Annotated in this window: 11 protein-coding genes; 5 read left to right on the top strand and 6 right to left on the bottom strand. The window is 55.9% G+C overall.

What is annotated here, in order from left to right:
* Window position 1: 1 nt before the first annotated feature.
* The gene (gene aptA / locus BLT16_RS02555; protein WP_089656962.1) at window positions 2-1,345 is read left to right on the top strand and encodes an omega-aminotransferase AptA; all 1,344 of its coding nucleotides are present in this window, start codon (window positions 2-4) and stop codon (window positions 1,343-1,345) included.
* A 36-nt stretch (window positions 1,346-1,381) separates the two neighbouring features.
* Window positions 1,382-2,872 (top strand): CoA-acylating methylmalonate-semialdehyde dehydrogenase, encoded by a 1,491-nt coding sequence (locus BLT16_RS02550; RefSeq protein WP_089656961.1) that lies wholly within the window; start codon window positions 1,382-1,384, stop codon window positions 2,870-2,872.
* Window positions 2,873-3,100: 228 nt separating this feature from the next.
* Here the strand turns inward: BLT16_RS02550 and BLT16_RS02545 are convergent, their stop codons facing one another.
* From BLT16_RS02545 to BLT16_RS02525, 5 genes are all read right to left on the bottom strand, one after another.
* The gene (locus tag BLT16_RS02545) at window positions 3,101-3,775 is read right to left on the bottom strand and encodes an RraA family protein (RefSeq protein WP_089656960.1); all 675 of its coding nucleotides are present in this window, start codon (window positions 3,773-3,775) and stop codon (window positions 3,101-3,103) included.
* 61 nt (window positions 3,776-3,836) lie between these two features.
* Window positions 3,837-4,823 carry a hydroxyacid dehydrogenase gene (locus BLT16_RS02540; RefSeq protein ID WP_089656959.1) on the bottom strand — a complete coding sequence of 329 codons (987 nt, stop codon included), beginning with the start codon at window positions 4,821-4,823 and terminating at the stop codon, window positions 3,837-3,839.
* A gap of 267 nt (window positions 4,824-5,090) precedes the next feature.
* Entirely contained in the window at window positions 5,091-6,638 is a 1,548-nt protein-coding gene (locus BLT16_RS02535) for a tripartite tricarboxylate transporter permease (protein WP_143025031.1), read from the bottom strand.
* Window positions 6,623-7,075, bottom strand: coding sequence for a tripartite tricarboxylate transporter TctB family protein (locus BLT16_RS02530; protein ID WP_176817139.1), 453 nt, complete (start codon window positions 7,073-7,075; stop codon window positions 6,623-6,625). Before BLT16_RS02530 ends, BLT16_RS02535 begins: the two co-directional genes overlap by 16 nt.
* A 58-nt stretch (window positions 7,076-7,133) precedes the next feature.
* Window positions 7,134-8,117: a Bug family tripartite tricarboxylate transporter substrate binding protein gene (locus tag BLT16_RS02525; RefSeq protein ID WP_089656956.1), complete on the bottom strand. Its 984-nt coding sequence runs from the start codon at window positions 8,115-8,117 to the stop codon at window positions 7,134-7,136.
* 165 nt (window positions 8,118-8,282) lie between these two features.
* On the opposite strand from BLT16_RS02525, the gene BLT16_RS02520 reads away from it, so the two are divergent.
* On the top strand, window positions 8,283-9,176 hold the full coding sequence (locus BLT16_RS02520) for a LysR family transcriptional regulator (RefSeq protein ID WP_176817138.1): 894 nt from the start codon (window positions 8,283-8,285) through the stop codon (window positions 9,174-9,176).
* 324 nt (window positions 9,177-9,500) lie between these two features.
* On the opposite strand, the gene BLT16_RS02515 is transcribed toward BLT16_RS02520, so the two are convergent.
* The gene (locus BLT16_RS02515; protein ID WP_089656954.1) at window positions 9,501-10,580 is read right to left on the bottom strand and encodes an NAD(P)-dependent alcohol dehydrogenase; all 1,080 of its coding nucleotides are present in this window, start codon (window positions 10,578-10,580) and stop codon (window positions 9,501-9,503) included.
* 206 nt (window positions 10,581-10,786) lie between these two features.
* Between BLT16_RS02515 and BLT16_RS02510 the strand changes: the two genes are divergently transcribed.
* Together BLT16_RS02510 and BLT16_RS02505 are read left to right on the top strand one after the other, a co-directional pair.
* The gene (locus BLT16_RS02510) at window positions 10,787-11,476 is read left to right on the top strand and encodes a helix-turn-helix transcriptional regulator (RefSeq protein WP_089656953.1); all 690 of its coding nucleotides are present in this window, start codon (window positions 10,787-10,789) and stop codon (window positions 11,474-11,476) included.
* Between the two features lie 62 nt (window positions 11,477-11,538).
* Entirely contained in the window at window positions 11,539-12,177 is a 639-nt protein-coding gene (locus tag BLT16_RS02505) for a glutathione S-transferase family protein (protein ID WP_089656952.1), read from the top strand.
* Window positions 12,178-12,214: the final 37 nt, after the last annotated feature.

Here is a 12,214-nt window from a genome sequence, read left to right as displayed (position 1 = left end):
CATGTCAGAGCGAGCGTTATCGCCCACCGCCGGGCTTAGCACAGAGCAGCTGGATGCCTACTGGATGCCCTATACCGGCAACCGCCAGTTCAAGCGCGACCCGCGGATCATCGTTGGCGCCAAGGGCAGCTACTTTACCGACGCCGAGGGTCGCCAGATCTTCGACGGCCTCTCAGGCCTGTGGACCTGCGGCGCCGGCCACTGCCGCCCGGAAATCACCGAAGCAGTGAGCCGCCAGCTGGGCGAACTCGACTACTCGCCGGCCTTCCAGTTCGGCCACCCCAAGGCTTTCGAACTGGCCCACCGTCTGCGTGAGATGACCCCGCAAGGCCTCGACCATGTATTCTTTACAGGCTCCGGCTCCGAGAGCGCCGACACCGCGCTGAAGATCGCCCGCGCCTACTGGCGCAAGAAGGGCAAGCCCACCAAGACCAAGCTGATCGGCCGCATGAAGGGCTATCATGGCGTCAACTTCGGCGGCATCAGCCTGGGCGGCATCGGCGCCAACCGCGCCCTGTTCGGCCAAGGGGTCGACGCCGACCACCTGCCCCACACCCTGCTGGCGGAGAACGCCTTCACACGTGGTATGCCGGAGCGCGGCGCCGAGCGCGCCGACGAACTACTGGAGTTGATCGCGCTGCACGATGCCTCCAACATAGCCGCGGTGATCGTCGAGCCGATGGCCGGTTCAGCCGGGGTGATTCCGCCGCCGGTCGGCTATCTGCAGCGGCTACGCGAGATCTGCGATGCCCACGACATCCTGCTAATCTTCGATGAGGTCATCACCGGCTTCGGCCGCATGGGCGCCATGACTGGCGCCGATGCCTTCGGCGTGGTACCGGATATCATGAATACCGCCAAGCAGATGACCAACGGCGCAGTGCCCATGGGGGCGGTGATCGTCCAGGGTGACATCTACCAGACCTTCATGGACCAGGGCGGTCCCGAGTACATGCTCGAACTGCCCCACGGCTATACCTACTCCGGCCACCCGGTGGCCTGTGCCGCGGCGCTGGCGGCACTCGACGTGCTCGAGAACGATCGCCTGATCGATCGCGTACGCGAGATGAGCCCGGTGTTCGAGTCGGCCCTGCATGGTCTCAAGGGCACACGCTATATCAGCGACATACGCAACTACGGCCTGGCCGGCGCCCTGCAGATCGAGCCGTACCCCGGCGAGCCGACCCGACGTCCCTTCGAGATCGCCATGAAGTGTTGGGAAAAAGGGGTCTATGTGCGCTACGGCGGCGATACCATCCAGCTCGGCCTGCCGTTTATCGTCGAGCATGAAGAGATCGACCACCTCGTCAATGTGCTGGGTGACGCCATCGGCGAACTCAACTGAACACACCAAATTACACGTTTTGCTAGAGGTATTGTCATGACCACGCTTGGCCATTTGATCAACGGCGTACGGGTTGCCGACGAGCGTCGCACCCAAGACGTCTACAACCCTTCCACCGGCGAAGTGGGCGGCCAGGTCGCCCTGGCCAGCAAGGCCACCGTCGAGGAGGCCATCGCCGCCGCCCAGGCCGCCTACCCCGCCTGGCGCGACACCCCGCCCGCCAAGCGCGCCCGGGTCATGTACCGCTTCAAGCAGCTGTTGGAGGATAACGCCGACGAGATCTGCCGCCTGATCGGCCAGGAGCACGGCAAGATCGTCCACGATGCCAAGGGCGAGCTGCAGCGTGGCATCGAGAACGTCGAGTACGCCTGCGGGGTTCCCGAGCTGCTCAAGGGCGAGTACAGCAAGAACACCGGCCCCGGCATCGACTCCTGGAGCGAATTCCAGCCGCTGGGCGTGGTGGCCGGCATCACCCCGTTCAACTTCCCGGCCATGGTGCCACTGTGGATGTATCCGATGGCCATCGCCACCGGCAACACCTTCGTGCTCAAGCCCTCCGAGCGCGACCCCACCTCGACCCTCTATATCGCCGAACTGGCGCTGGAGGCGGGCCTGCCGGCCGGCGTGCTCAACGTCGTCAACGGCGACAAGGAAGCCGTTGACACCCTGCTCGACGACAGCCGGGTCAAGGCCGTCAGCTTCGTCGGCTCCACCCCCATCGCCGAATACATCTACAGCCGCGCCAGTGCCAACGGCAAGCGCTGCCAGGCCCTCGGCGGCGCCAAGAACCACGCCATCGTGATGCCGGATGCCGATATGGACAACGTGGTCAGCTCGCTGACCGGAGCCGCCTTCGGCTCCTCCGGCGAGCGCTGCATGGCCCTTTCGGTGGCCGTCGCGGTGGGCGATGCCGCCGCCGATGCCCTGGTCAGCAAGATGCAGGCGCAGCTGCAGACCCTCAAGGTCGGTCCCTACCACGACGGCGCCAACGACTTCGGCCCGGTGATCACCAAGGCGCACATGGACAAGGTATGTGGCTATATCGCCGGCGCCCAGGAGCAAGGTGCCGAGATCGTGGTCGACGGCCGCGGCGTCGAGGTCCCCGGCTTTGAAAACGGCTTCTACGTCGGCGGCACCCTGATCGACCGGGTGACCCCCGAGATGACCTGCTACCTGGAGGAGATCTTCGGCCCGGTGCTGCTGGTGGTGCGCGTCGACACCATGCAAGAAGCCATGCAGCTGATCGACGATCACGAGTATGGCAACGGTACCTGCATCTATACCCGCGACGGCGAAGCAGCACGCTACTTCAGCGACAACATTCAGGTCGGTATGGTGGGCATCAATGTGCCGCTACCGGTGCCGGTCTCCTACCACAGCTTCGGTGGCTGGAAGCGCTCGCTGTTCGGCGATCTCGCCGCCTACGGCCCGGACGCCGTGCGCTTCTACACCAAGCGCAAGACCGTTACCCAGCGCTGGCCGTCAGCGGGGGTACGCGAAGGCGCGCAGTTCTCCTTCCCGTCGTGAATGGTCACAGCCAGCAATACTGGCTGGATAGATGGCACTGATAGACGGCCGAACCGGGAGACCGGTTCGGCCGTTTGAAATGAGAGGGTAGCTAGTTGTGATATAGAGTGAGTATCTGGTGCTCAGCTGTCGCACCACGCATGAAGTGCTTACTTACATCACGGCCCTAGCGCTTACCCTATATATGATTTCTAGAGCATCCAACCTCATTGCTTGAGAAACTATGGATTAGGACATCTGACACCCAGATACCTTTAGTGTTTGATCAACCCAAGAGCGGTCGACAGTACCCGAGTGGATTTCGGACATCTGCTTATTTTCCGCTTCCTGCTTGCTCTTGGCCTGGGCCAAAACCTCATCTAAACTGTCGTAGGGAACCGACAACACGCCATCGCTATCGCCTAGCACTAAGTCACCAGGCTCGATTATCATCCCTCCAAAGTTGACAGGAACATTAACCTCTCCCGGGCCATTTTTATAGGGCCCACGATGAGTAACACCCGCCGCAAACAGTGGAAGATTAAACTCCCGAATTGCCTCTACATCACGCACGGCACCATTCAGAACGAAGCCAGCAACGCCACGCTTAGCAGCATAAATCAGCATAAGCTCTCCCATCAGTGCGTTAGTGAGATCACCACCGCCATCACAGACGATAACATCGCCCGGCTGCGCAAGATCAATTGCTTTATGCAGAAAGAGATTATCGCCTGGCCGACAACGTACGGTAAGCGCAGGTCCAGCAAGGCCCCCTTCATTATGCAACGGCCTGATATTATTCCCGCCCGCAAACATTCTCGACATGCAGTCGCTAACGTTAGCAACAGGAAGCTCCCTATACTTTTCTACCATGTCTTGACTGACAATTTTTTGGCGCGCAAGGATACGATTACCCAGTGTCATCACAACCACCTTCTAATGTTAAATTTAAATAAACACCACGACAAAACCCACATGCTAGAATCTAGTTAACCATCCGGTCATCTTCTATATGTTTACCGTCCAAATAGTCAACAACTCCACTAACCGCCAACACCCCAACTCGAGAGCCCGCTTCTTCAGTAACACCTGCCACGTGAGGACTTAATACAACTTTTTCAGAGCGCATAAGCGATGTAATATCCTTGGGAGGCTCATCCTCAAATGTATCTAGACCTGCCCCTGCAATATGGTCATTATCTAGAGCGACTGCCAAGGCTTCTTCATCGATCAACCCCCCACGAGACGTATTGATCACATAGCTACCACGGGGCATAAGCCCAATGGTTCTGGAATCTAGAATATGGTGGCTTTCATTGGTATGAGGGCAGTGAAGGCTGATCACATCAGAACAGCGAAACAAAGCATCCAGATCTTTTACACAAGCGGCACCTAGGGAACATATATATTCTTCAGAGACAAATGGGTCATAAACTGAAACCTTAAGACCCAACCCCTTGGCCATTTTTAACGTCTCTACAGCAATGGCCCCACCACCAATCAACCCTAAGCGCATGCCAGCCACTTCACGCCCAAGAAAACTTGCCTTTTCCCAGTGCCCGTTGCGCATACTGGCATCCAAAGGAATGAGTCGCTTAATAGTAGCCAGCATCAATGCAAGAGTATGCTCAGCCACAGAAACTGCATTCGCTCCAGGAGCACGCATAACCTTCACTCCTCGCCTGGTAGCAGCATTGACATCAATATTATCTACACCTGCACCATGCTTGGATATCACCTTTAGGGATTTTCCTGATTTTAAGGCCGCATCCGTAATCTTCCCCATTCTTGAAATAATAGCTACTGGATCATGGCGCTCAATGTAACTTAAAAGCGTGTTCTCATCAGGATAAGGAGGAGAGCAAACAATCTTATAACCAGCCTCATCAGCTATAGTACATGCTTGCTCCGCTAGGTTTGGACCTGTCACGAGTATCGTCTTATCAGCCAACAATTTCAATCCCCCATTCATCACAAATATCTCTTCATAAAAGAAAAATCACAAAGCCAACCCACACTTCAAACATACAGGACGCCCTGACGCCTGTAAGTCGAATGTTTTATTCAACCAATCAAGAAGGTCTTAACGAAGACGTTTAATCAAATTTTACGCAGCCACCAAGCGTGACCAACCAAACATTTAATGACATCTATCGAGTAACGAAATATGGCCTCGCCATATGACCACCTACCACCCTGTGATTGCAGTCAAGTAAACTTCAACAGCAACATCGAACGGCTAGCTTTTTTCGACAGACACAGACTCTTCTAGCACTTTCATGCGTTTAGTCATCTGCCAGCCGGCGAAGATCGCCAGCACCGTGAGTATAATCAGCACTACGGAAAGCGGGCGTGTAAAAAATGACAACGGGTCGCCACCACTTATCACCATTGCACGCCGCAGGCCTGCTTCCGCCATGGGACCAAGAATAGCGCCAAGCAATACTGCGGCTATGGGCACACCTACTTTGGCAAGCCAGATTGCAACTAGCCCGATCGTCACCATTAAACCAATGTCAAACACTTGCTGACGCGCTGCATAGGCTCCGACAAAGGCAATAAGCAACATAGCAGGTGCCAGAATTGCTGTTGGAATACGGACAATAGAGCCAAACCATCTACTTCCATACCACCCCATGCCCAACATGATTACATTACAAAAGAAGCCAGCCGCAATGAATGTGTATGTCGTCTCAGCATGACGAGTAAACAACTCGGCTCCTGGGGTCATGCCATGAATCATCAAAGCACCCAGTATAACTGCAGCCGTTGGGCTTCCAGGGAGAGACAGCGTAAGTAGTGGTACCAGCGAAGCACTGCAGGTCCCATTATTTGAAGACTCAGAGGCAATGACACCATCTGGATTTCCAGTTCCGAACGAGCGCGGGTCTTTTGATGCGCGTTTTGCAGCAGCATAGCCAACAAAGCAAGCAATATTAGCACCAGCGCCTGGGATAATACCAATTAAGGTACCAAGCAGTGAAGAGCGAATATAAGTACGTCGAGAACTCCACATTTCTGCCCAGGATATTTTGGGACCACCATTGCTAGAAGAACCAGCACTAGACAGTGTTTTAGCGCGACCTTGAATGACATCCAGGCCTAATTCCAATGCACGCGGGAATGCAAACAAGCCTAGCAGCATCGGGATCAGTGGCAAACCATCATATAAAGGCACTTGGCCAAAGGTATAACGCATATCACCTACAATTGGGTCAATACCTACGGTTCCCAGTAACAATCCTAGCGCCCCGCCCATTAGACCGAGTATTATTGATGTAGGGGCGAGAGCGGCAATAACCGTCAGACCGAATATTGCTATCAGGAAATATTCATGGGGGCCAAAAGCCAAAGAAAAGCGAGCAAGCGGAGGAGCAAGTAACAGCAATGCTAAAGCACTTATCATTCCCCCAACAGCGGACGCCGTAACGGATGCTGTTAACGCCTTATTAGCCATGCCTTTTTTAGCCATTGGATGACCGTCGAAAACTGTGGCCGCGTCCGCAGAGGTCCCTGGCACCCCCAAAAGTATAGCTGTAATTCCTCCACCATAAATTGAACCAGCATACACACCTGCTAGCATAGGCAAGGCGACATTGGGATCAACCCCATAAGTAAAGGGGATAAGTAATGCTATACCTAGCGTGGCACCCAGCCCTGGAAGCGCACCACATATGATCCCCCATGCTACACCAACAGCCATAGCAAGAAAAACAATAGGATGCGCTAGATTTAAAACGCCATTTAATAAATCCATCATCAGCCCCGCGATTAAAATATTGGCCAAGAGGAAGGAAGTCTGAGCTGAAGCCCCAGCCTAAACACAACTCCCAAGAACATCGGCAGCAAGACTGCTATCCACCAATAGCGGAGCGCGACCCTCCAATCGAGTAGCGCCATACCAATCAGCAATAACATGCTGCCAGCCAACTCAAAGCCAAGAGGGTTTAGGCTTATAACGAACAGGACTGTTGCCCCCACAAAGCCTAAAATACGCAGCAGGGAAGAAAATGACAGCGAGACTTCTTCCGCATCCTTTCCACGTACCTTCCAAACTCTAACCAAAGATAACAATGAAAAACACGCAGCAGAAAGGGCCATCATGCTCGGAAAGTTTGAAGCACTGCCCGTCATCGTGTTTGCTTCCAGAAGAGCCCAAAGGGAAAAAACAAGAACAGCAACTATGACGCATAACTCAATGCGATATCGTGGAAAACTAAGCATCGTCAACCCCCACATTAAAAGAGGTCAGCCAGGAAACAAGCTGACCTCGTTTATATTCCTATTCGACCATCTCTTCTTCTGGAAGGATAGAGCGCATTAGGTCTTGAAGGTCAAGAAGGTAAGAATGGAACTCATCACCGCTCATATATGATAGGGAAGGGGCAAGCCCTAAACGAGCAGCTTCTTCCTGAAAAGCCTCGGTTTCTATGACTTCTTCAATGTTTTTTTGCAACCACTCTACGACGTCATCAGGGGTTCCACTAGGCACGCCAAAACCACGATTCGAGCCCAGCACTATGTCATACCCTAGCTCACTGTATGTTGGAACGTCTGGATAATCGGCCCAACGTTCTGTACCACCTGATGCTAGAATACGAACCTCACCATCATCAGCCAGCGAAGCAAATTCTGAAAACCCACCTGCCGCCATATCTATATGGCCACCTAATAGGGCAGCACGAGACTCAGAAGCCCCATCAAACGGCACATAGTCGTATGAAACTCCAGTTTTTTCACCTAATAACAAAGCATGAACATGATGCGCACCATATAAAAAAGTTCCGCCCCAACTTAGTGGCCCATCTTCCTGAGATCCCTCAACCAACTCTTCCAGTGTCTCATAAGGGCTATCTTCACGAACAACTAGTACTGATGGATCAAGAACCATTTGGGCGACGGGCCGGAAGTTGTCTTCATAAGTATAGGTCACCCCACTTCGGGTTAACTCATGAGTAATAATTGACATCGTAGTGATGGTGCCGAGAGTGTAACCGTCTGGTTCAGCATGAGCTAGGCGTGTATAGCCAATTTGGCCACCCGCTCCAGGGTGGTTTTCTACGACGAAAGTCGCGCCTGTGTGGTTTTCGAGCTGACGAAATACCAAGCGAGCAAGCACATCAGTCGACCCACCAGCTGTGGTATGAACCACGACAGAAACGGGACTATCTGGATAGGCATTATCCGCAATTGCTGAAGACATTGGCGCAACGAGCAAAGCAGCGATAGCTGCAGCAGGCATTATGCTATTAGCATTCACTTTCATGGCGTCCTCTGTATTGGGCTTATTGTGATAGTCAAAATTTGCACGAACCTCAAGGTCCGGCTGCCTCCACTCCCAACCTAGAGCCCGCACATTGTGTAGTAAAGCGAAATGTGCTTCATTTTAGCAACAGATTTCCTTAACATGCTGCAGAGGAGGCAAGCCACCATGGATTTCCGTCAGCTCAGGACCTTGATTGCCATTGCAGAAGAGGGCAGTTTTTCGCGCGCTGCTGAGGCAGTGCACCTGACTCCGTCCGCAGTCAGCCAACAAATGGCAGCTCTGGAGAGTGAGCTTGATATCGCCATTTTTGACCGCTCTGCTAGGCCGACCACGCTGAATGCACGAGGGCTTATTCTTCTTAGCGCGGCCAAGGAGATGGTTCTCATTAGCAACAAGGCCTTGACTACCATATCGGGTCGAGAGCTCGCTGGAACGCTTTCTTTGGGAACGGTTCGCAGCAGTATTTTTAGGTTGTTACCGCGAGCTATTGCTACTTTGACCAGAAGCTTTCCAGAACTAAGCATCCGGTTGCGAACCGGAAAGTCCGAAGAACTACTCCGGGATGTTGCTGCCGGAAAACTTGACGCGGCCATAGTAGCAGAACATGCCAGCATGCCAGCTAAGATACGCTGGCACCCCTTTATAAGTGAACCACTATTAGTTATTGCTCCGCCCAGCACAGCCGCAACTGATGCAATATCAGCACTTAAAACCCATCCGTTCATAAGATTTCAGAGCAACGTACCCTTAGCTCATCTTATCGAAGATGAACTTTCAAAACTGAGCCTTGATCTGAATTCACTGATAGAGGTTGACACCATACCGGCACTCATTGCCTGCGTTGAATCAGGCTTAGGGGTCTCAATCACTCCCCATACAGCTCTGCGAGATTCGCCGCATATGGAACTTCCTAATTTTCCGTTTGGCGATCCGGTAGTGCACAGAAAGATTGGTCTTGCAGAGCAGTTAAGCAGTCCTCGGTCGGATATCGTTGCATGCCTACACGACGAGCTTGCTAAATTGAGCGCTCCATTCGGCATCTATACGCCAAAAAATTAACACTTCCCTACAAGTTAATTATGTTTCATAGCCATTAATATTTTATCCCGAAGCTAGCCGTGAAGCTTTAATAGTTAACGATCCGGCGGATAACGCGGCAGGGGTTGCCGGCGGCGAAAACGTCGGCGGGGATATCCTAAGTGACGACGCTGCCGCTGCCGAGCCAGCAGTCGTCGCCGATGTCGATGAGGCGGCCTGCTTCCAGACCGCTTTCTATCGAATGGGTCGCGGTGTAGCACTGCACCGCCGGGCCAAACAGTACGCGGTGGCCAACCGTCAGCGGGCGGCACCATGCCGCCCGTTCGCTATTGCCTCAGCGTATCCTCAGCCCGCTTGAATCGCCACCTTGAGCACGCCGTCACGCTGATGGGAGAACAAGTCGTAGGCCTCGACGATATTCTCCAGCGCGTAGCGGTGGGTGACCATGGGACCGAGATCGAGACGGCCGGCGGCGATAATGCTCATCAGCCGGCGCATGCGCTCCTTGCCACCGGGGCACAGCGAGGTGACGATCTTGTGATCGCCGAGGCCGGCGCAGAAGGCCCCCAGGGGGATGGTCAGATCCTCGGAGTAGACACCAAGGCTCGACAGGGTGCCACCGGGCTTGAGCACGCGCAGTGCAGATTCAAAGGTCTGCTGCAGGCCAAGCGCCTCGATAGCAGCGTCCACCCCGCGTCCGCCGGTCAGCTTGAGGATCTCCTCGACCACGTCGACCTTGCGAAAATCCAGAGTCACGTCGGCCCCCATCTGCTTGGCCATGGCCAGGCGCTCATCGACCCCATCCACGGCGATGACCAGGCCTGCGCCGCGCAGCCGCGCGCCGGCGGTGGCACAAAGGCCGATCGGCCCCTGGGCGAACACCGCCACCGTATCGCCGATCTTGATGCCGGCGGACTCAGCCCCGGCGAAACCGGTAGACATGATGTCGGGGCACATCAGCACCTGCTCATCCGTCAGGCCGTCGGGCACCGGCGAGAGGTTGGCCTGGGCGTCGGGTACCAGCAGATACTCGGCCTGGGCGCCGTCGATGGTGTTGCCGAAGCGCCAGCCACCCATCGGCTTGTAGCCGTGGCCATGGTGGCCGCCATCCTGGGCGCAGCAGTCATCCTGGCAGGCATACGACGTGAAGCTCGGGCAGATCGCCCCGGCGATCACCCGCTGGCCTTCGCGGTAACCCTTGACGTTGGCACCGAGTTTCTCGATCACCCCCACCGGCTCGTGCCCGATGGTCAGGCCGCGCTCCACCGGGTATTCGCCCTTGAGGATGTGCACGTCGGTGCCACAGATGGTGGTGGTGGTCACCCGCATCAGGGCGTCATTAGGACCGATCTCGGGGATCGGCTTGTCGTCGATCTCGATGCGACCGGGCTCGACGAAGATAGCGGCTTTCATCATGGCGGGCATGTGGCAACTCCTCTGCAAAGTCAGACAAGGCACCACGCCATCAGGCCATACTCCGCGGCCATGATTATTGTCCTGGATCAAGCTGTCCAGGTGTTGCAAGCCGACTGCGTGTCGTACCAGGGCTGTGAAACGATCAAGCTGCCCATCGTGGCCGTAGAAGGCTAAGCTGCTTCAGCAACCCAGCGGGTAATGGAGCCCTGATCGTCATGTCGCGCACAACGCGTCTATTCGACCTGATGCAACTGCTACGCCACCATCGGCGCCCGGTGAGGGGCCAGCTGCTCGCCGAGCAGTTGGGCGTGTCACTGCGCACCCTGTACCGCGACATCGCCGATCTCAAGGCGATCGGGGCCCAGATCGACGGCGAGCCCGGTTTGGGTTACGTGCTCCAGCCAGACTTCATGCTGCCACCCCTGATGTTTTCCGCCGACGAGGTGGAAGCCCTGGCACTGGGACTGACCTGGGTAGAGCGTCGGGCAGACAGTGAATTGGCGGCTGCCGCTAGCGAGGTGCTGGCGAAGGTCTCGGCGGTACTGCCACGCGAGCTGCATGCCCGCCTGGAGGATCAAGCGCTGCTGGTCGGCCCTGGCTGGGATAAGCCCCAGACTGTCGCATTGCGCGACCTCCGTCAGGCCATTCGCGAGGAGCGCAAGCTGCAGATCGACTATCAGGATGAAGCCGGCAGGGCATCGACTCGCACCGTCTGGCCAATCAGCCTGACCTTCTTCGAGTCGAGCCGCATCCTCGCCGCCTGGTGTGAGCTACGCCATGACTATCGGCACTTCCGCGCCGACCGAATTGCTGCGGCCACGCCGTTAGCGGAACGCTACCCACGCCGGCGCTACCTACTGCGACGCGAATGGCTGGCGACTCTCTGCTCTCACGCACCCTGCTGACAAAATCTGTCAGCAGATTCTCCTATGCTGGTAGCTCCCACAATGGCTATCAGGAGTCGATCATGCCAGCAGCTATCACCTTCTACACCAACCCTTTCTCACGCGGCGGCATCGTGCACTGGATGCTCGAAGAGCTCAGGGTCCCCTACCGAGTGGAATATCTTGAATACGGCACGTCGATGAAGGCCCCGGACTACCTGGCCATCAACCCAATGGGCAAAGTCCCGGCTATTCGACATGGTGACGTGGTAGTAACCGAGGCAGCGGCGATCTGCGCCTATCTTGCCGACGCCTTTCCCGAGGCCGGCCTGGCTCCTCCGCCGTCGGAGCGAGGCGACTACTACCGCTGGCTGTTCTTCGCTTCCGGGCCGCTCGAGGCCACCATCGGCCTCAACAGCTGCAATGTGGAAATGACCCCTGACCAGGAGATGCAGCTGGGATGCGGGCGACTCGAAACGGTGCTGGATGTGCTGGCCGATGCGGTGCGGGAAAAACGGCATATCGCCGCCGATCGCTTCTCGGCAGCGGACATCTACGTCGGCAGCCACATCGGCTGGGGCATGCAGTTTGGCACCATCGACCGGCGCCCTGAGTTCGAGGACTATTGGCAACGCCTGGCGCAACGCCCTGCTCACCGCAGCAGTATGCAGCAGATCGAAACGGCAATGGCCAAATACCCGCTGCCCAGCGCCATGACCTGAGCCGGCCCAAGGCCTCGAAGCGGCGAGTGTCGGGCAT

The sequence above is a fragment of the Franzmannia pantelleriensis genome (genome assembly GCF_900102875.1).
GTDB lineage: Bacteria > Pseudomonadota > Gammaproteobacteria > Pseudomonadales > Halomonadaceae > Franzmannia > Franzmannia pantelleriensis.
The sequence above is the reverse complement of the archived record's forward strand: the minus strand, read 5'-3'. Positions and strand labels throughout refer to the sequence as shown.

Excerpts from the sequence above, each read along its gene's own strand:
- aptA (WP_089656962.1), top strand. The coding sequence starts at position 2 with ATGTCAGAGCGAGCGTTATCGCCCACCGCCGGGCTTAGCACAGAGCAG.
- BLT16_RS02550 (WP_089656961.1), top strand. The coding sequence starts at position 1,382 with ATGACCACGCTTGGCCATTTGATCAACGGCGTACGGGTTGCCGACGAG.
- BLT16_RS02545 (WP_089656960.1), bottom strand. The coding sequence starts at position 3,775 with ATGACACTGGGTAATCGTATCCTTGCGCGCCAAAAAATTGTCAGTCAA.
- BLT16_RS02540 (WP_089656959.1), bottom strand. The coding sequence starts at position 4,823 with ATGAATGGGGGATTGAAATTGTTGGCTGATAAGACGATACTCGTGACA.
- BLT16_RS02530 (WP_176817139.1), bottom strand. The coding sequence starts at position 7,075 with ATGCTTAGTTTTCCACGATATCGCATTGAGTTATGCGTCATAGTTGCT.
- BLT16_RS02525 (WP_089656956.1), bottom strand. The coding sequence starts at position 8,117 with ATGAAAGTGAATGCTAATAGCATAATGCCTGCTGCAGCTATCGCTGCT.
- BLT16_RS02520 (WP_176817138.1), top strand. The coding sequence starts at position 8,283 with ATGGATTTCCGTCAGCTCAGGACCTTGATTGCCATTGCAGAAGAGGGC.
- BLT16_RS02515 (WP_089656954.1), bottom strand. The coding sequence starts at position 10,580 with ATGCCCGCCATGATGAAAGCCGCTATCTTCGTCGAGCCCGGTCGCATC.
- BLT16_RS02510 (WP_089656953.1), top strand. The coding sequence starts at position 10,787 with ATGTCGCGCACAACGCGTCTATTCGACCTGATGCAACTGCTACGCCAC.
- BLT16_RS02505 (WP_089656952.1), top strand. The coding sequence starts at position 11,539 with ATGCCAGCAGCTATCACCTTCTACACCAACCCTTTCTCACGCGGCGGC.